Origin of the sequence: Pedobacter zeae, from assembly GCF_014196715.1 — a bacterium.
Classification (GTDB): domain Bacteria; phylum Bacteroidota; class Bacteroidia; order Sphingobacteriales; family Sphingobacteriaceae; genus Pedobacter; species Pedobacter zeae.
This window is the reverse complement of the sequence record NZ_JACIEF010000001.1, coordinates 1259012-1278199: the sequence shown is the minus strand read 5'-3', so window position 1 is coordinate 1278199 and position 19188 is coordinate 1259012. Positions and strand designations below refer to the sequence as shown.

The window sequence follows — 19188 nt, the reverse complement described above, 5'->3', positions numbered from 1 at the left end:
TGGCGGGGCTTTCGCTCCTGAAGCACTACTGTAATTGCTTTCCAAATCCTCAAAGCTCCAAACTAACCACTTATTTCTGTCCGTAATAAGCACCTTCGCCGTGTTTCCGTTCAAAGTGCTTTTTAATTAAGGAATCTTTCAATTTCGGGGCCTGGGGATTAATCTGTTGTGTTAGCAGCGCCATTTGTGCAACAGTTTCCAATACGGCACTATTGTATACCGCTTTTTCGGCAGTTTTACCCCAGGTAAAAGGCGCGTGGTTTCCCACTAAAATCATTTCTACCTCTTTATAACTCAGCCCTAAATTTTCAAAATGATTCATAATCTGGAAACCTGTTTCATATTCATAATTCCCCTTGATCATTTCATCGGCCATGGGTGGCGCACATGGAATATCTACCGTTAAATGGTCGGCATGCGTGGTGCCAAAAATAGGAATGGCTTTTTGTGCCTGTGCCCAGGCCGTACCATAGGTAGAATGTGTATGTACAATGCCGCCGATATCTTCCCAGTGTTTGTATAGAACGGCGTGGGTTTTGGTATCAGACGACGGCCTTAAACGGCCTTCAACGACATTACTGTCGAAATCCACGATCACCATATCATCCGGAGATAAATCTTCGTAAGGAACACCACTCGGTTTAATGGCAAAAACGCCTTTAGCACGATCTACAGCACTCACATTACCAAAAGTAAATAGTACTAATCCCAATTTGGGCAATTGCATATTGGCTTGATAAGCCTGCACTTTTATATCCTGATAATTGCTCATGATAAATAAGGTTTTACTTCTTTTTTATTGTATTTCTCCAGGTAACGGCCCAAGCCCAAGTATTGCTGGTAATGCTGGCGGTAAAGTTTTTGCTTTTTCACATCGGGTTTATATTCTTTTTCAAAACCTGTTCCCATAGCAGCCATGGCTGCTTCTACATTTGGATAAATACCAGCTGCCACTGCAGCGAACATGGCCGCACCTAAGGCACAGGTATGTTCGAAACGGTGAATCCTGATCGACATTTCCAATACATCAGCCATCATTTGCATGATATATGCAGATTTTTTAGCTACACCACCGATTCCAATAATCCCTTTTACCGGAACTCCCTGTTCTTTAAAGCGGTCTACAATGGCTTTGGCACCAAAACAGGTTGCTGCAGCAAGCGCACGGAAAAACCTTGGCGCATCAGTTCCTAATCCTAATCCGGTTATTGCACCCTTTAGTTCCTGGTTGGCATCCGGGGTTCTTCTGCCGTTTAGCCAGTCTATAGCGAGTTCGGCATAATCTACATCTTCCAAAGCTTCGGCTTGCTTACTCAGGTTTGCTATAATTTTTCCTTCCAATTCATCTTTCAAAGCCATTGCGGTTGCCTCGTCAATTAAATCAGATTCACTTAGCAAATGATTTAAAGGCCAGCTGATTAAATTTTTGAACCAGGCATACACGTCGCCAAAAGCCGATTGTCCGGCCTCTAATCCGGCCATACCCGGAATTACCGAACCATTTACCTGTCCACAGATACCGCTGATCAGTTTGCCATCCAGATCCTGGTTGGGAGCCACCAATATATCGCAGGTACTGGTACCCATTACTTTACTCAGGTAATAAGGTTCAATTTGACCGCCAACGGCTCCCATGTGTGCATCAAACGCGCCTACACCCACCACCACATCGGTACTTAAACCTAATTTCGATGCCCATTCTTCGCTTAGGGTTCCTGCAGCGATATCAGAAGTATAGGTATCTACAAATAGTTTATCTCTAAAGCCAGCTAAAAGAGGATCAAGGCTGCTAAAGAAATCTTCGGGAGGAAGACCATTAAACTCTTCGGCCCAAAGTGCCTTATGGCCAGCTGCACAACGGCTGCGCTTCATTTCTTTTATATCCTTTCCGCCACAAAGTAAAAATGGAATCCAGTCACAGTGTTCAACCCACGATGCTGCTGCTTTTTTAATACTTGAATCAACCCTTAAAATATGTAACAATTTGGCCCAGAACCATTCTGAAGAATAAATGCCACCCACATATTTAAGATAATTGGTATTGAATTTTGCAGCATGGTCATTAATTTCAGCTGCTTCTTTAACTGAGGTATGATCTTTCCAAAGCACGAACATCGCATTTGGATTTTCTTCAAAATCTTTAGTCAAAGCAAGTGGAGTACCTGTTGCATCAACAGCAACCGGGCTGGAACCGGTTGTATCAACCGAAATACCTTTTACCAAAGGTGCAATTTCTGCTCCGCCAGCTTTGGCCAGGCAGTCTTTTATGGTATGGGTTAAACCTTCAATATAATCTAAGGGATGCTGGCGGAACTGATTAACAGCGGGTTTACAATATAACCCTTTCTGCCATCTTGGATAAAGAAAAACTGATGAAGCCAATTCTTTTCCGTTTGCGGTATCGACTAGAACAGACCGGACAGAATCTGACCCGTAATCTACTCCAATTACATAGTTTGCTGTGCTCATAACAATAAATAAATGTCTAATTAACGTTTATTTATTTGAATTAAAAAATTTTATTGATTTTTTAATCAAAAACAACAATTTAAGGCGATGGTTGCACTATTCTTTTTTCGGTTTAGGGTACAGGAGTTTAAAAGAATTGGAGACTGCCTGATGCATGATCGTGGCATGGTCTTCCTGTGGTAAAAAATCGAAATACACTTTTACGTTTTGATTATTAAAACCTTTTATCTTCTCGGCCAGCAGATTTGCATCTACCTCCATTACCCTGGGGATTTCGGTTGGTGTTAACCCTTCTTTACCAACGGCAATGTAAACCCTGGTTTGCGGGTTAAAAGCGCTTTCACTGATTTTCGAATCCTGATTGAACAGTGAACCATTATCCCACCATAAGCTGGGGCTAACAATTACATATTTATTAAATAAGGAAGGTTTTTTAAACAAAATCTCGGTGATCAATAATCCACCTAACGATTGTCCGATGATGGTTTTACTGCTTGTTGTTTTATATTTTTTTTCAATGTAAGGTTGCAGTTCATTACCTATAAAAGCAATAAACCGATCGGAATGACCTGCGGTAGGAAATTTCTTCCTATCTGCTTCAATAGTGGTAGGAAATGTAAAGTCCCTTCTGCGATCAACCGTTGCAATACCTACCACAATCGATTTTGGAACCTGGTTAACCCATTCAAAACTATTAAACTGTACAAGCCCTGCAATATGGATAAAATCTTCATCAGCTGAACCATCAAGCAAGTAAATTACCGGATATCTCGTCGTGTCATTTGGTTGATAACCTTCCGGAAGATAGATATTCAGGATTCTTTTCTCTGACAATGTTTTTGATTGAATCTCGTCTATCACACCAAGTACAAAAGGTTTATCGCGGTTTACCGTTTTCTGGTTTTTAGCTTGGCCTAAAGTCGTTAGCTGGCAAAAAATAAGTAACGTAAAGAGAGCAATTTTATAGGTATGTAGTTTTACTTTCATTAAATGGCTTTTTAAGTAGAATCTGTCTTATTGATCAGATTTGCCGAAAATTAAGAATTTATGCGGATCTATTCATAAATTTTCAATCTGGATAGGATGGAAGCCATTTATTTAACTGATCTTAATTCTGATATGGCAGAGCGATTGTTTTACAGACTGCCCATATTCAGGAATGAAACTAAAAAGGGGTGTCCGATCTCTTTCGAACACCCCTTTGTTTTTCTTATGAGCAACCTTCTGATCTAGAATACATTATGTTAAAACGGATACGAGTAGATCGTAGCGTTAATTTTAGCATCTTTTGTCACATTATAAGTATTATACCCATAACCAAGATTCCTGTTTGTGAGGTTATATACAATAAAACTGAAATTAATATTGGATGGCACTTTTATTGACACAAAACCGTTAGCATCAGTCACCCCCTTAAGGGTTGAAGAATTAATCACCTCAAATACATTACCTGAATTAAGGTTAATCGCATTGACCGGATAAGCCACCACGCCCACATTTCTTAATGGAGTTCTGTAATCGATGTTAGATATCAATGTGAGGTTTAAAAGGCCTGAGAATTCAGAAACCTTAATACTCTTTTTTTTCTCTACATCTGCAACAACCTGAATAAATTCATCAGTACGGTACCTTACTTTGTTGATAACGGCGGTATCGCACGCTACAAGGTAGTTTTTAGGCAATAAGCCCGAAAAATAAGCTATACCATCCTGATCAGTCTTTATTGAAGCTATTGCAGCATAGGAACTTTGGGAACTTGTATTTAAACCTTGCTGCGCATCGTATAACGAAACTTTGATCCCTGGCAAACCTTTCCCTGCATCATCTACAAGTTTATAACTTAGTTTGCCTGAATTCACTCCATCAACCAAATTAACATTTGTAATCTTTTTACAGGAAAGCATTAAAATAAACAGTCCCAACAGGAACATGATTTTACATTTCATATTCTTATAAAACTAAGTCCGGTTAAGATCTAACTATGGTTGATAGATACTCATTGAATAGTTAACCGTAGCATCCTTTTGTACCGAAATGCCATTATTATAATTGTAAGAAGCATTGGTAACCGTATTATAAAGGTATACCAAATATTGCTTGGCTGAAGGAATCCTGAAAGTGATCAAACCGGCATCATTGGTAACCCCTGAAAAATCGGCTACTTTTAAATTGGCAGCTGTAGTTGATGAATAATTGAACTTATTAGACGGGATCATAATCACTCCTATATTTTTTAAAGGTTGATTATTATAAGATCTAACTGTTAATGCAAACGTTCCAGAAAAATCTGTCACTTTGGTTTCTTTAGCTTTGGCAGCACCAGTAATCACCTGAACATACTCCTGAACCAGATACGCTACATTGTTAACTTTTGCAGAATCGGTAACAAGCATGTAATTGTTTGGATTAAGGTCTCCAAAGTCGGCCAAACCGTTCGGATCTGTTACGCGGGTTTCCAACAGGATGTTGTAGTTCGAATAGTAACCGTCTGCGCGGTCAAATAGAGATACTTTTACATTTGCCAGTCCTTTTCCGGCATCATCAGTTAGCCTGTAAGTCAGTTTTCCGCTGGTAGAAAGTTTAACGTCAACATTGGTAGTTTTTTTGCAAGCGATAAAAACTACAGTAAGAAGAATTAAGAGTGTTAATTTTGATTTCATATACATATTTATTTTATTTTGGGCGCAAATATAGAATAATGATTGAGCACTTATTAAATATTTTTACAAAAACTAACGGGAAATAAATTGTGATTTGATAATCAGTAGACTTATAAAATTATATATAAAATGAAATATCTGAATTTAAGTAGGATGTCTCTACATACCTACACAATATTGCCTATTATCCATTAAAAGAACAGTGAATTTAGCCCCGTCTTGATCAGCAACTGTTCCTAATAGGAGGAAGGCTAGTGTCCCAGGCTAACGATCCGTGTTGCCAGCCACTGGTTATTGTCTAATTTCCAGGTGATGATGAATTTTTGCTTGCCTATTTCCTGCTTTCCGTTTTCGGTGTGCAGGAAACGGTGATTACCAAGGGCAATTGCGCCGTACCCTGGAATGAGATAGACTTCCAGACTGGCTTTTTCAAGTTCCCTGCGCAGGTTGGAGGCCTTGTTGCGTGCAAACAGGCTCCCAAAGTTTTCCATGGCCGTTTTAAGGTCTGTTTTTCCGCCACCGTCATTGTAGAATTCCAAATCCTGTGAAAAAAAAGTACCCAGGGCTTTGATATCCTGCCTGTTGAAAGCATCAAAAAGCAGGCTGTCCTGCTTGAAAATGGTCTGCTGCAGAGAGGGATCTTTCGGTTGAAAAGGATGCTGGGCTTTTGTGATGGTGCCTATTAACAGGAACAAGAAAAAAAAGAAAAGACTGTTCTTGAACATCATGGAACTATTTTGCTTAGGATTAATGTTTTTTTTTTGACGTAGCAGGGTCATTTTTGTTACAGGCCAAAGGCAGGTTAAACAGGGGAGATCAGTATCCTAGTAAGGCGAACCAGGTTTATTATAAAAATGAAATGAATTAAAAGCCAGTCCTTCAGCCTTCGTCACCGATCCATAAATCATAACGTTGCTCATTCACCAGCTTCCCGAATGCTTCAGATAATTTTTCTTCCGTCAGTTTAAAGCCGTACCTTGTATACAGGGAAATGGCAGCGTCCAATCCCTGGAAAGTCCATAAATAAGAAGATTGGTAATTTTTCTCCTTAAAAAAATCCATATACAGATGCATAAGCTTTTTACCCAATCCAACACCTCTGTATTCAGCATCGATATAAAAATAACGAAGCTGCGAAGAATTGTTTTCGCGGTGCATCAGTAAAATGAAGCCAATGATCTTTTTCCTATGTTCACAAACCCAAACCCTGTCTTTTTCGGGATCATAGTTCTCGCAAAATTCATGCATGCCGGCAAAAGCATAAGATTCAAACTCAATCCCAGATCATGTTCTTGTTGGTAGAGCAAGGTTTGTTTATAGACCACATACGACATATCTCCGGGACTCAGTTCGGTTCTGATTGTAATTTCATCTAGCATTTCAGTTGTTTTATTTATAACCTAAATACTTTTGTATAACGCATCAGGCTTGCGCCTTTGTACTTTTTTAAAATCTTATTCAGGTGGCTATCTTCTGAAAATTCAAACCCGGCGACGATTTTATTGATGCACAAATGATCGTCGCCAGCTATGATGTTGTAAATATAATCTACATTAACCTTAAAAATGCATAAGTATTTAATTTCACTAAGGATGGCAGCATTCCTGTTGTCAGGATTCCAATAGTAAGGTCAAAATTTTTGCCGAAAATGGTGCTTTTGCGATGATAAAACAAAAAAACCTCACATTTCTGTGAGGTTTTTTGTGATCCCGCTGGGATTCGAACCCAGGACCACTACATTAAAAGTGTAATGCTCTACCAGCTGAGCTACGGAATCTACTTTATTTAAAACGTTATCCGTTTCCTTTAAAGTGGTGCAAATATAGAGTTAAAGACGCTTTCATGCAAATAAAAAATCGAGGAATGCGTTAGTATATTGATTTATAGGCGAATTAATTATCTGCCTTCTCTTTTTTAAATAGATTTGATATTTTTATCGCTATAAATTTAATGTCCGCCCATGCGAAGATCACTTCTTGCCTTACTTTATTTGTTTATCCTCTCCTTATTATCCTGCCAACCGAATAAAGCTAAAGAAGAAGAGGCAAGGCACCGGCAAGATTCGCTGGCATCTTGCGAAAAAAATATGCCCAGCCGTTTTGGTGCAGTAAAAGACTCATCGAATTTTGCCAATAATAAAGTAAGTCACGAGGGGATGGTTTTAATCCCGGCAGGCCAATTTGCCATGGGCGCTTCTGACCAGGAGGGGAGAGCTGATGAATACCCACAACACCAGGTTAAAGTATCTTCTTTCTGGATGGATGTTACCGAAGTAACCAATGCCAGTTTTAAAAAATTTGTTGATGCTACCGGATACCAGACTACTGCTGAACGAAAGCCAGATTGGGAAGAAATGAAAAAACAACTTCCGGTTGGCACACCCAAACCACCTGACAGTGTTTTTGTTGCCGCATCGTTGGTTTTTTATGCACCTAAAAAGGTTATCTCTTTAAATGATGCGTCACAGTGGTGGCGTTGGGTTAAAGGAGCCGATTGGAAACATCCTCAAGGTCCAAATAGCAACATTAAGGGAAAAGAAAACTTTCCTGTAGTACATATATCGTGGGATGATGCTATGGCTTACTGCAAATGGTCGGGTAAGCGCTTGCCAACTGAGGCCGAATGGGAATTTGCTGCACGTGGCGGTTTAAAAAACAATAAATATCCCTGGGGCAACGAAGATATAGAAAAAGGTAAGCCCAAAGCCAATACCTGGCAAGGCAGTTTCCCTATAAAAAATACGGATTGGGATGGATATAACAGTCTTGCAGCTGTAAAAAGCTTCAAAGCCAATGGCTATGGCCTTTATGATATGGCCGGTAACGTCTGGGAGTGGTGCAGCGATTGGTATCGCCCGGATTATTATGCTAAACTTTCAGGAGTTGCCAATAACCCTAAAGGGCCTGCCGATAGCTACGACCCGATGGAACCAACAGTACCAAAACGCGTAGTACGAGGTGGTTCCTTTATGTGTAATGCAGCTTATTGTAAAGGTTACCGCGTAACTTCGAGAATGAAAACTTCTGTTGATACAGGCTTGGAACATACGGGCTTCAGGTGTGTGAGCGACAACTAGAACCTTTTTTGTTAAATTTAAAATTACACAAACGTTTGATTGATTTTTATTAAATAATATTGTTTAGTTTGGCCCAAACAAACTAACCCGAACCAAAAACGTTATGCAACAAACAACAAAATCCGGCCATGCGCAAGGGCCAAAGCCACTTATTATTATTTGTGCCTTATTCTTTATTTTTGGCTTTGTAACCTGGGCTAATGGAACTTTAATTCCTTTCTTTAAATTATCTTTCGGATTGTCAAACTTACAGGCATTCTTCGTAACCTTTGCCTCCTATATGGCTTATTTCTTTTTAGCGCTGCCATCATCCTGGATACTTAAAAAAGTTGGCTTTAAAAACGGGATTGTTTTAGGCCTGGTTATTTTGGGCCTAGGTTCTCTCATCTTTATACCAGCAGCTCAGACCCGTACTTTCGGTCTTTTTTTAACCGGTATTTTTGTACAAGGTGCTGCCTTAGCTTTGCTCCAAACCGCTTCAAATCCTTATTTAACCATTATTGGCCCGATAGAAAGTGCTGCAAAACGAATTAGTATGGCGGGTATCTGCAACAAATTTGCAGGAATGATAGTGCCAATAATCATGGGGAGCCTGTTCTTAAAAAATGCATCGGAGGTTGAAAAGCAGATACAGGCTGCAACCGGCGTTGCACACGAACAATTGCTAAATGAGGTTTTAGGTCGTGTTAATATACCTTATATCGTACTGGCCATTGTTTTTTGTGTTTTTGCGGTGGTGATTAAATTTACCGATTTACCTGAAGTAGAGGTCGAAGAGGACGTGGTTGACGAAACCAAGGGCGAAGTGATCAAACACAACAGTGTTTTCCAGTTTCCACACCTGTTTTTAGGTTCGCTATGTATTTTTGTTTATGTGGGTGCCGAAGTGATGGCCGGTGATATTATCGGAATTTATGGTCGTGAATTGGGAATTAGTCCTGAAATCAGTGGAAAATTAACGTCGATTACGCTTTTTAGCATGTTAATCGGTTATATAGTAGGTATCATTACCATTCCAAAATACATCTCTCAGCAAAAGGCATTGCGTATTTGCGCCATTTTAGGAATCATTTTCGCCATTTTATCTTTCGCGATATCTACTTGGTTTGCGGTAATTTTTGTAGCCTTGCTGGGTTTGGCAAACTCATTAATGTGGCCGGCTATATTCCCACTTGGCATCAGTCATTTGGGGAAATTTACCAAAATTGGTTCAGCCATTATGATCATGGGTATTGCGGGTGGTGCTTTAATGCCTCTATTGTATGCTTTTTTAAATGAAAAATTACACATCAATTTCCAATTGGCCTATCTGCTAACGGTATTGCCATGCTATCTTTATATTTTGTTTTTTGCAATAAAAGGCCATAAAGTAGGACTAAAGCTCAAATAGGCAAACTAATAAATTTATGTTCAAGCCCGGTCTTTAATCAGATCGGGTTTTCTTTTATCCTTAATTTTCAGTTATTTTGGCTAAATTATAACAATGGCTGAATCTCGATAGTTAAATCTTGATTCTCTTAATGTCACGATACACATATCTCAATAATGAACAAAGCTATTTTTCTCGACCGCGACGGAGTCCTTAACCACGAAATCTATGATTATATCTGCCGGGTTGAAGATTTTAAAATATTAGATTACCAGATCCCTGTACTCAAAAAATTCTTTGACGAAGGGTATTTATTAATCGTCATCACTAACCAGGGTGGCATTGCACTTAAACGTTATACAGAACAGGAACTGGCCATTATGCACCAGATGTTAAGAAATGCATTTTTGGCCAAAGGGGCAGATATTGCAGGGTTTTATTATTGCCCGCATCACCCAACAGTTGGCGGCGAATGCAAATGTCGAAAACCTGCCTCCGGAATGATCCTTGATGCCATTGATATGTACGATATTGACCCGGCACAATCGGTTATGATCGGTGATAAACCCCGGGATGTTGAAGCCGCAAACGGGGCAGGAGTGAAGGGAATTTTAATTGAACCTGATGAACAGATTAGTTATGAAAAAGTTAAAGAGGTATTAAAAAGAGAATCTTTAGTTTAGTTCAGAGTTTCGCATTGGAAGGTTGGAATAAGCAAAACACCCAAACCGCAAGATCCAGACTGTGTAAAATATTCATTAAATAAAAAGTCCTGAGTTAAATAATAACTCAGGACTTTTTTTATGCGCCTGAAGCTCAAAACTCCAGGCCGAAAACTCCAAACTTATTTACCTGCTGCTTTAGCGTGGTCAGCTAAGAAAGTAGCCAAACCGGTATCTGTTAATGGGTGTTTTAATAAACCTACAATTGCAGCCAATGGGGCTGTGATTACATCGGCACCTAATTTAGCGCAGTTTACAATGTGTAATGGCCCGCGGATTGATGCTGCCAGGATTTGTGTCTCGTAACCGTAGTTGTCAAAAATAGTCCTGATATCTTCGATCAATACCAAACCATCGCTTGAAATATCATCTAAACGGCCCAGAAACGGAGAAACATACGTTGCTCCGGCTTTTGCTGCCAATAAAGCCTGACCTGCAGAGAAAATTAAAGTACAGTTGGTTTTAATCCCTTTTGATGAGAAATATTTAATGGCTTTAACACCATCTTTAATCATCGGAACTTTAACCACAATTTTAGGATTTAAAGCTGCTAAAGCTTCACCTTCTTTTACAATTTCATCAAAAGTGGTCGAAATAACTTCTGCACTTACGTTATCGTCAACGATATCGCAGATAGCTTTATAATGGTTAATTACATTTTCATCGCCGGTAATACCTTCTTTAGCCATTAGGCTAGGGTTGGTGGTTACACCATCTAAAATGCCAAGATCTTGCGCCTCTCTGATTTGATCAAGATTTGCTGTGTCAATAAAAAATTTCATGTTTATAAATTCTTAAAATGATTATTAGGTTCTGCTGTTGGAACCCCTGAAGAATTTAGTATCCCCCCTTCAGGGGATTAAGGGGGTAAAAAAGGGCAAGCACCTTCTATCGCACCGCTACAACCTTCTACCCTTGCTGCGTTCCCACCCTGGGGGAGTTCAAAGGGAGCTGGTCGTAAAAGACTTGCCCGGGCACAAAGGTAGAAAAAGAACTTGTTTTGCAAAACCCATTTCTTTAATTTTTTATAGATTATTGCTATCTTACTGATTAGTAAATTAATAAAATCGAAATACAAAGTTTTAACAGGTTGAAGAAAATCCAGTTTAATCCAGTTTTTTGGAGTACAATATTTATATGAAAAAAATATATTCATAAATAAATCTGTCCTCAAAAAGATTCCTAGTTAATTTTAGCGTTAAAAAGGGCATTTATTGCACAATATAACCATTATGAATTTGATAAATATCACACAACATCTTTGTCATTTTTTTAATTTAAATGCTTTAAATTACTTAAGGACTAGAATTTTTCTAAAAATTATGCCAACTCTGTAATTTAAACTATTTTTTCTGTATCTTAGTGTTTCCTATACACTAACAACTAACGAGCAAAGAATGGAACCAAACAGTGGATTGTACGATGCGCAATTTGAACACGATGCCTGCGGTATTGGGTTCGTTGCACATGTGAAAGGGCGAAAATCGCATCAAATCATCTCTGATGCACTTACTATTTTAGAGAATCTAGATCATAGAGGGGCATGTGGAGCGGAACCAAATACAGGCGATGGTGCCGGTATTATGATTCAGATTCCGCACGAATTTTTTTATGACGAATGTTTAAAAGCTGGCTTTAGCTTACCTGAAACCAATAATTATGGTGTAGGCATGTTATTTATGCCAAAGGATATCAGATCCAGAGAAGAGTGCAGAGAATTGATTTACCGTGCCGCCGAAAAACTAGGCCTTGAAATTTTAGGTTTTAGAAAAGTTGATGTTGACACAACAGACATTGGCAATATGGCCCTTTCTGTGGAGCCTGAAATTGAGCAGGTATTTATTGCCCGCCCATATGCAGTAGCGCCTGGTGCAGATTTCGAACGTAAACTTTATATTTTTAAAAATTACCTGATTAAACTGATCGTAAACACCGTTCATGGTGGTAAAGACTTTTATATTGTTTCGCTTTCTGCTCAGACTATAATATATAAAGGTCAGCTTACTTCACTACAGGTACGTACCTATTTTACTGATCTTAGCGATAAGCGCATGGTTTCGGCCCTGGGTTTGGTACACTCGCGTTTTGCAACCAACACTTTCCCTTCATGGAGGTTGGCCCAACCGTTCCGTTTTATTGCACATAATGGCGAGATCAATACTTTACAGGGAAATTTAAACTGGTTCAGGGCAGGTGTCAAATCATTGGCTTCTTCACATTTTACGCCGGAAGAGCTGGATATGCTTTTGCCTGTTATTGATGAAACCAACTCAGATTCAGGTTGTTTAGATAATGTGATCGAATTATTGTTTCATGCCGGCAGAACCTTGCCTCATGTTTTAATGATGTTGGTGCCTGAAGCATGGGATGGTAACGATGATATGGATCCTGTTAAAAAAGCCTTCTACGAATTTCATGCTACCTTAATGGAACCATGGGATGGACCGGCAGCCATTGCCTTTACCGATGGTAAATTAATTGGTGCCACCTTAGATCGTAATGGTTTACGTCCTTCACGTTATGCCATCACCTCTGATGACCGTGTAATTATGGGTTCTGAAGCAGGTGCCTTAGCGATTGATCAAAGTACGATCATTGAGAAAGGCCGTTTAACGCCTGGTAAAATGTTCGTTGTAGACATGGAGCAGGGCCGGATCATCAGCGATGAGGAAATTAAAACCCAGGTTTGCGGAGGAAGTCCTTATGCCGATTGGATTAACCAATACCAGATCCGTTTAGAGGAATTGCCAGAGCCACGTTTAATGTTTACTGGCTTATCCTCAGAATCTATTTTTAAATACCAGCAGGTTTTTGGTTACAGCAGGGAAGATGTAGAGCTGTTACTTAAACCAATGGCTCTCGAGGGCAAGGAGCCGATCGGCTCAATGGGTACCGATACACCGCTCGCGATCTTATCACAACGTCCGCAACACTTATCTTCATACTTTAAACAGCTTTTTGCCCAGGTTACCAACCCACCAATCGATCCCATTCGTGAGAAGGTAGTAATGAGTTTGGCCAGTTTTATGGGCAGCAACGGTAACCTGTTAGATGAAAATCCACGTCAGGCACACTGCGTTGCCATCAAACATCCTATTTTAACCAACCAGGAATTAGAGAAACTGAGAAGTATCGATACCGGTGTTTTTCAGGCTAAAACGCTGCAAACTTATTTCAGGGCCGATGGCAAGCCGGGGGCAATGGCAAAAGCTTTAGACCGTTTATGCCGTTACGCGGTTGATGCAGTTGAGGATGGTTTCCAGGTTATTGTATTAAGTGACAGGGCTATTGATTCTGAACACGCTGCAATGCCTTCTTTATTAGCCGTTTCTGCTGTGCACCATCACCTCATCCGTAAAGGTTACCGTGGCGCAGTGGGTATAGTGATCGAAGCCGGTGACATTTGGGAAGTGCACCATTTTGCCACTTTATTGGGCTTTGGCGTTACCGCAATCAACCCTTACCTGGCTTTAGAGACCATTAATGAATTTAAAGAAGAATCTGGTTTATCAACAGAACAGCTTACTAAAAACTATATCTACGCAGTAAACAGTGGTTTACTTAAAATTTTCTCTAAAATGGGCATATCAACCCTGCAATCGTACCAGGGTGCACAAATTTTTGAGATTTTAGGCCTGAACAAGCAGGTGGTGAATACGTACTTCACCGGCGCGGTTTCGCGTATTGGAGGTTTAGGACTGGATGAAATTGCGAAAGAAACGTTAATTAAACATCACCGCAGTTTTGGTCCGCTAACAGAGACAGAAAACCTGTTGCCAGCAGGAGGAACTTATAAATTCCGTCGTAAAGGTGAAGCGCATTTGTTTAATCCGCAAACCATTCACCTGTTGCAAAATGCAACGCGTAAAAACGATTACAATATTTTCAAACAATACTCTAAACTGGTTAATGAGCAGACCCAACAGGCTTATACCATCCGTGGATTGTTTGAATTTAACTATAACCGCCCATCGGTACCTTTAAATGAGGTAGAACCTGTTGCCGAAATCTTAAAAAGATTTGCGACAGGAGCAATGTCATTCGGTTCAATTTCTCATGAAGCACACTCTACTTTGGCAATCGCCATGAACCGCATTGGCGGCAAGAGCAATACCGGAGAAGGTGGTGAAGATGAAATGCGTTATACCAAATTGCCAAATGGCGATAGCATGCGTTCGGCCATTAAGCAGGTTGCTTCTGCACGTTTTGGTGTAACAAGTTATTATTTAACCAATGCTGATGAGTTACAGATTAAAATGGCGCAGGGTGCTAAACCAGGCGAAGGCGGTCAATTACCGGGACACAAGGTGGATGATTGGATTGCAAAAGTTCGTCACTCTACACCGGGCGTTGGGTTAATTTCACCTCCACCACACCACGATATTTATTCGATCGAAGATTTGGCACAGCTGATTTTTGATTTAAAAAATGCTAACCGAGCTGCCAGGATCAATGTAAAATTGGTTTCAAAAGCCGGGGTGGGCACTATTGCAGCGGGTGTTGCCAAAGCACATGCCGATGTTATCCTGATATCGGGTTTTGACGGTGGAACAGGGGCATCTCCTTTAACCTCGATCCAGCATGCCGGCTTACCTTGGGAATTGGGCTTAGCAGAGGCACACCAGACCCTGGTAAAAAACAAACTGCGTAACCGTATAGTGTTACAAACAGATGGTCAGTTAAAAACAGGTAGAGATATCGCTATTGCAGCGTTATTGGGTGCCGAAGAATGGGGGGTTGCTACTGCTGCCCTGGTAACTTCGGGCTGTATCATGATGCGTAAGTGCCATTTAAATACTTGTCCGGTTGGTGTGGCTACACAAGATCCGGAGTTAAGAAAATTATTTACCGGTGATGCGGACCATGTCGTAAACCTGTTTTATTTTCTTGCTGAAGAGTTACGTGAAATCATGGCTGAATTAGGTTTCAGAACCATTAACGAAATGATTGGTCAGGCTGACGTTTTAAAAGTACGTGAGTTACCGGCAACCGACTGGAAGTTAAAGCATCTTGATTTATCACCTATCTTATTTAAAGCAGAAGAAAACGGTTTGCCGCTATTCAATACTGAAGAGCAAGACCATGGGTTGGACAACGTTTTAGATCATCAATTAATTGAAGCGGCACAACCTGCTATTGCCAATAATGAACCGGTTTTTGCAAGCTTCGAAATTAAAAATACCGACCGTTCATTAGGTACAATGTTATCTAACGAAATTTCGAAAGTGCATTTAAGTGCTGGTTTACCGCCAGATACCATTAATTTTAAATTTGTAGGTTCTGCCGGACAGAGCTTTGGTGCATTCAGTACCCGTGGGGTTACTTTATCGCTTGAAGGTGAGGCCAATGATTACGTAGGTAAAGGATTGTCGGGTGCAAGATTAGCCGTTTATCCGTTTGCAAATTCAACATTTGTACCAGAGCAAAATATCATTATCGGTAATGTTGCACTTTATGGTGCTACTTCGGGTGAGTTGTTCGCACGTGGTAAAGCTGGTGAACGTTTCGCGGTGCGTAACTCCGGCGCCACAGCGGTGGTAGAAGGAGTTGGCGATCACGGTTGCGAATACATGACCGGTGGCGAGGTATTAATTCTTGGTGATACCGGAAGCAATTTTGCTGCTGGTATGAGTGGTGGCGTAGCTTGGATTTATGATGCAAACGGAACTTTTGCACGTAAATGCAATAAAGAAATGGTTGATTTAGATCCATTACAAGCTGAAGATGAAGAGCGTATTTTAGCTTTACTTAAATCGCATATCCGATTAACAGACAGCAAAGTAGCCGAGTTCATCTTAAGTGATTGGAAAGCACAATCAGCACATTTTGTAAAAGTATTCCCTAAAGAATACAAAGCAGTTTTAGCAAAACGTAACCAACAAGTAAAAACACACTAAGCCATGGGAAAAGTAACAGGATTTCAAGAATACGATAGAGTTGCGCCCACTAGAGAAGAGGCTGCAACGCGTGTAAAACACTATGGGGAATTTTTAAACGAATTGCCCGCACAAGAATTAAATAACCAGGCCGCGCGCTGTATGGATTGCGGCGTACCTTTTTGCCAGTCGGGATGCCCGTTGGGTAACGTAATACCTGAATTTAACGATGCGGTTTACCAGGGCAAATGGGAACAGGCCGCCAATATTTTATTAAGTACCAACAATTTCCCAGAATTTACCGGCAGGATTTGCCCGGCACCTTGCGAGTCGGCCTGTGTATTAGGCATTAACCGCCCACCGGTTTCTATTGAAGAAATTGAGAAGCATATTATCGAAATTGCTTTCGAAAAAGGGTTTATCAAAGCAAAGGCTCCGTTAATCAGAACAGGTAAAAAAGTTGCAGTTATTGGTTCAGGTCCGGCGGGCTTAGCGGCTGCTGCCCAGCTGAATAAAGTAGGGCATGAAGTGACTGTTTTCGAACGTGATGATGCACCTGGTGGTTTATTGAGATACGGCATTCCTGATTTTAAACTTCAGAAAAATGTTGTCGATCGCCGCATCGATTTAATGAAAGAAGAAGGCATTATTTTTAAATGCAATGCCAACGTAGGCGAAAATGTTGAAATTGGCACCTTATTGAGAGATTTTAATGCCATCATTTTAGCTGGTGGCTCTACCATTCCTCGCGATCTGCCAATTGATGGCCGTTCTGCTAAAGGTGTTCACTTTGCAATGGATTTCTTAAAACAACAGAATAAACGAGTAGCCAATCGCAAGGTAGAAACTGAAGATATTCTGGCTACCGGTAAAAATGTAATCGTAATTGGTGGTGGTGATACAGGTTCAGATTGTATCGGAACCTCAAACCGTCATGGCGCAAAATCGGTTACACAGTTTGAGATCATGCCAATGCCTCCTCAGGCACGTAATGAGCATATGCCTTGGCCAAATTATCCTATGTTGCTTAAAAACACTTCATCGCATGAAGAGGGAGCCAGTAGGGCATGGTCGGTAAATACAAAGAATTTTATTGCTGATGAAAACGGAAACCTTAAAGCATTAAAGGTAGTGGACGTGGAATGGGAAATTGATGCAAACGGTCGCCCTGTTACCTTTAAAGAAGTAGCGGGTAGCGAAAGAGAGCTGCCATGCGAACTGGTACTTTTAGCCATGGGTTTCTTACACCCTCAAAAAGAAGGTTTAATTGAGAAGTTAGGTGTGGAATTAGATAACCGTGGAAACGTAAAAGCATCAGAACAAACTTATCAGACCAATATTGCAAAGATTTTTGCTGCAGGTGATGCCCGTCGCGGACAATCATTAGTAGTTTGGGCCATTTCGGAAGGCAGGGAAGCTGCACGTAAAGTTGATGAATACTTAATGGGAACAACCAAACTGGCTTCGAAAGATGCCGTTGCGTACGCTTAGTAGGTTTAAATTCTATATTTTTAGGGTCGTGGTTTATACCACGACCTTTTTTGTTTGACATATACTGTGCGTAGACTTAAACGCAGTGTCTCTACGGATTTATAAATAGAATCGAGTTTACAACTCAAAATAACAGCAAGCCACATACGCTTTTCATTCTGCAATCCGTAGCCTCCTTTGGAACTCTACTTACAGAAAAACTAAAATAATTTTAACTGATCATTTTGTGGTGGCTTCTCCTTCCCAAAAACTGTTCTGCCGCCATATTTCCAGCTTTCAGCACGTTCCTTTCGAATTACTTTCTCAAAATCCATATTCGGAATAAAGTCTTTTTCGGCATTCCGGGCAATTTGATGCAATGATTTTATCGCTTGTTGCTTATCCGTATTTCCAATCTTCGCTTTTTCAACGGCTTTTTGTAAAACTTTAATGGTTTCATCGTATACCGTTACAGGAACTGGAAAAGGGTGGCCATCTTTGCCTCCATGTGCAAAAGAATAACGGGCAGGATCAGTAAACCGGGAAGGCGTACCATAAATCACCTCACTTACTAAAGCCATGGATTGTAAGGTTCTTGGTCCCATGCCCTCCAGTAACAGCAATTCTTCGAAATCTTTCGGTTGCTTTTCCTGTGCCAGCCACAATATGCTTCCTAAACGTTTTAAATCTATATCTTTAGATTTTACATCGTGATGGTCAGGTAGTACCAATTTTTGGATTTCATGGAGCATCCTCACCGGCGATTCAGCTGTAATATTCATCATGCTCTGCCTGGTCATGCCTGCATCATTAGCGGTCAGGTTCAGGATCTGCCCTTGATTAATGCCACAAATGCCTGTATGCGGTTCTTCTACAAAAGATTTTAAGTTCTCAGAATGCCAGTGATATCTTCTAGCTGTTGCACTGCTATCGCTCATGCCTTGCTGTACCACAGCCCAATCGCCTTCATTACTTAAGATAAAGCTATGAAGGTACAACTGGAATCCATCTTGAATGGCTGTATTGTCTACTTTAGCACTAAGTTTACTGGCCCTAACCAATTCTTTACCGTTTAAACCTGTTTTATCCGCAATTTTTAAAAGTTCATCCGGGGTTTCCCTGCTATACTTCCCTTTGCCACCACAGATGTAAATGCCCAACTCTTTTGATAGTGGATTAATCGATTTCTTCAAAGCACCCATTACAGATGTGGTAATTCCTGAAGAATGCCAATCCATACCCATTACTGCGCCTAAACTCTGGAACCAAAACGGGCTACTTAAGCGGCGTATTATTTCTGCCTTACCATATTCTATTAGTATCGCTTCTGTTATAGCCAGGCCAAGTGTGGCCATACGCTGTGCCAGCCACGGTGGTACCTGGCCGTAATGTAGGGGTAAATCTGCGCTTCCTGACCTTTTCAATACTAACAAAATTAGCAAAATATTTTAAAAAAGCAAAAGTGCCAACTTGTTGTCCTGAATGACACATTGGATGTAACAAACGATTGATAATATTTTTTGTTAATTTGAGAACCGATATATTA

At 40.4% G+C, this 19188-nt stretch carries 14 protein-coding genes, 1 tRNA gene and 1 other RNA gene; 5 read left to right on the top strand and 11 right to left on the bottom strand.

What is annotated here, in order from left to right; translation table 11 throughout:
- Positions 1 to 70: 70 nt before the first annotated feature.
- From GGQ60_RS05375 to GGQ60_RS05340, 8 genes are all read right to left on the bottom strand, one after another.
- Positions 71 to 772 (bottom strand): L-ribulose-5-phosphate 4-epimerase, encoded by a 702-nt coding sequence (locus tag GGQ60_RS05375; protein WP_183760601.1) that lies wholly within the window; start codon positions 770 to 772, stop codon positions 71 to 73.
- Positions 769 to 2469: a ribulokinase gene (locus tag GGQ60_RS05370; protein WP_183760599.1), complete on the bottom strand. Its 1701-nt coding sequence runs from the start codon at positions 2467 to 2469 to the stop codon at positions 769 to 771. Before GGQ60_RS05370 ends, GGQ60_RS05375 begins: the two co-directional genes overlap by 4 nt.
- A 96-nt stretch (positions 2470 to 2565) precedes the next feature.
- Positions 2566 to 3456, bottom strand: coding sequence for an alpha/beta hydrolase (locus GGQ60_RS05365; RefSeq protein ID WP_183760597.1), 891 nt, complete (start codon positions 3454 to 3456; stop codon positions 2566 to 2568).
- Between the two features lie 257 nt (positions 3457 to 3713).
- Positions 3714 to 4415 (bottom strand): hypothetical protein, encoded by a 702-nt coding sequence (locus tag GGQ60_RS05360; RefSeq protein ID WP_183760595.1) that lies wholly within the window; start codon positions 4413 to 4415, stop codon positions 3714 to 3716.
- A gap of 33 nt (positions 4416 to 4448) precedes the next feature.
- Positions 4449 to 5129: a hypothetical protein gene (locus GGQ60_RS05355; RefSeq protein WP_183760593.1), complete on the bottom strand. Its 681-nt coding sequence runs from the start codon at positions 5127 to 5129 to the stop codon at positions 4449 to 4451.
- A gap of 251 nt (positions 5130 to 5380) precedes the next feature.
- Positions 5381 to 5857, bottom strand: a complete 477-nt coding sequence (locus GGQ60_RS05350; RefSeq protein WP_183760591.1) for a nuclear transport factor 2 family protein — start codon at positions 5855 to 5857, stop codon at positions 5381 to 5383.
- Positions 5858 to 6008: 151 nt separating this feature from the next.
- A complete protein-coding gene (locus GGQ60_RS05345; protein WP_221235879.1) occupies positions 6009 to 6377 on the bottom strand; it encodes a GNAT family N-acetyltransferase in 369 nt (122 codons plus the stop codon).
- Between the two features lie 456 nt (positions 6378 to 6833).
- A tRNA-Lys gene (locus tag GGQ60_RS05340) sits at positions 6834 to 6906 on the bottom strand.
- Between the two features lie 183 nt (positions 6907 to 7089).
- Between GGQ60_RS05340 and GGQ60_RS05335 the strand changes: the two genes are divergently transcribed.
- The 3 genes from GGQ60_RS05335 (at position 7090) to GGQ60_RS05325 (ending at position 10257) form a co-directional block, all read left to right on the top strand.
- A complete protein-coding gene (locus GGQ60_RS05335; protein WP_183760589.1) occupies positions 7090 to 8205 on the top strand; it encodes a formylglycine-generating enzyme family protein in 1116 nt (371 codons plus the stop codon).
- A 103-nt stretch (positions 8206 to 8308) separates the two neighbouring features.
- Entirely contained in the window at positions 8309 to 9595 is a 1287-nt protein-coding gene (locus tag GGQ60_RS05330) for a sugar MFS transporter (RefSeq protein WP_183760587.1), read from the top strand.
- A gap of 155 nt (positions 9596 to 9750) precedes the next feature.
- Entirely contained in the window at positions 9751 to 10257 is a 507-nt protein-coding gene (locus GGQ60_RS05325) for a D-glycero-alpha-D-manno-heptose-1,7-bisphosphate 7-phosphatase (RefSeq protein WP_183760585.1), read from the top strand.
- 161 nt (positions 10258 to 10418) lie between these two features.
- Here the strand turns inward: GGQ60_RS05325 and fsa are convergent, their stop codons facing one another.
- Both fsa and ffs read right to left on the bottom strand, forming a co-directional pair.
- Complete coding sequence (fsa, locus tag GGQ60_RS05320; RefSeq protein ID WP_183760583.1) at positions 10419 to 11078, bottom strand: fructose-6-phosphate aldolase; 660 nt, start codon at positions 11076 to 11078, stop codon at positions 10419 to 10421.
- A 90-nt stretch (positions 11079 to 11168) separates the two neighbouring features.
- Positions 11169 to 11268: signal recognition particle sRNA small type (gene ffs, locus GGQ60_RS05315), an RNA gene on the bottom strand.
- A 425-nt stretch (positions 11269 to 11693) separates the two neighbouring features.
- On the opposite strand from ffs, the gene gltB reads away from it, so the two are divergent.
- Positions 11694 to 16193, top strand: a complete 4500-nt coding sequence (gene gltB, locus GGQ60_RS05310; protein ID WP_183760581.1) for a glutamate synthase large subunit — start codon at positions 11694 to 11696, stop codon at positions 16191 to 16193.
- Between the two features lie 3 nt (positions 16194 to 16196).
- Positions 16197 to 17663, top strand: coding sequence for a glutamate synthase subunit beta (locus GGQ60_RS05305; protein WP_183760579.1), 1467 nt, complete (start codon positions 16197 to 16199; stop codon positions 17661 to 17663).
- A 200-nt stretch (positions 17664 to 17863) separates the two neighbouring features.
- Here the strand turns inward: GGQ60_RS05305 and GGQ60_RS05300 are convergent, their stop codons facing one another.
- A complete protein-coding gene (locus tag GGQ60_RS05300; protein ID WP_183760577.1) occupies positions 17864 to 19066 on the bottom strand; it encodes a DUF763 domain-containing protein in 1203 nt (400 codons plus the stop codon).
- Between the last annotated feature and the right edge of the window lie 122 nt (positions 19067 to 19188).

Coding starts and splice junctions, on each gene's coding strand:
- GGQ60_RS05375 (WP_183760601.1), bottom strand. CDS start 772: ATGAGCAATTATCAGGATATAAAAGTGCAGGCTTATCAAGCCAATATG.
- GGQ60_RS05370 (WP_183760599.1), bottom strand. CDS start 2,469: ATGAGCACAGCAAACTATGTAATTGGAGTAGATTACGGGTCAGATTCT.
- GGQ60_RS05365 (WP_183760597.1), bottom strand. CDS start 3,456: ATGAAAGTAAAACTACATACCTATAAAATTGCTCTCTTTACGTTACTT.
- GGQ60_RS05360 (WP_183760595.1), bottom strand. CDS start 4,415: ATGAAATGTAAAATCATGTTCCTGTTGGGACTGTTTATTTTAATGCTT.
- GGQ60_RS05355 (WP_183760593.1), bottom strand. CDS start 5,129: ATGAAATCAAAATTAACACTCTTAATTCTTCTTACTGTAGTTTTTATC.
- GGQ60_RS05350 (WP_183760591.1), bottom strand. CDS start 5,857: ATGATGTTCAAGAACAGTCTTTTCTTTTTTTTCTTGTTCCTGTTAATA.
- GGQ60_RS05345 (WP_221235879.1), bottom strand. CDS start 6,377: ATGCATGAATTTTGCGAGAACTATGATCCCGAAAAAGACAGGGTTTGG.
- GGQ60_RS05335 (WP_183760589.1), top strand. CDS start 7,090: ATGCGAAGATCACTTCTTGCCTTACTTTATTTGTTTATCCTCTCCTTA.
- GGQ60_RS05330 (WP_183760587.1), top strand. CDS start 8,309: ATGCAACAAACAACAAAATCCGGCCATGCGCAAGGGCCAAAGCCACTT.
- GGQ60_RS05325 (WP_183760585.1), top strand. CDS start 9,751: ATGAACAAAGCTATTTTTCTCGACCGCGACGGAGTCCTTAACCACGAA.
- fsa (WP_183760583.1), bottom strand. CDS start 11,078: ATGAAATTTTTTATTGACACAGCAAATCTTGATCAAATCAGAGAGGCG.
- gltB (WP_183760581.1), top strand. CDS start 11,694: ATGGAACCAAACAGTGGATTGTACGATGCGCAATTTGAACACGATGCC.
- GGQ60_RS05305 (WP_183760579.1), top strand. CDS start 16,197: ATGGGAAAAGTAACAGGATTTCAAGAATACGATAGAGTTGCGCCCACT.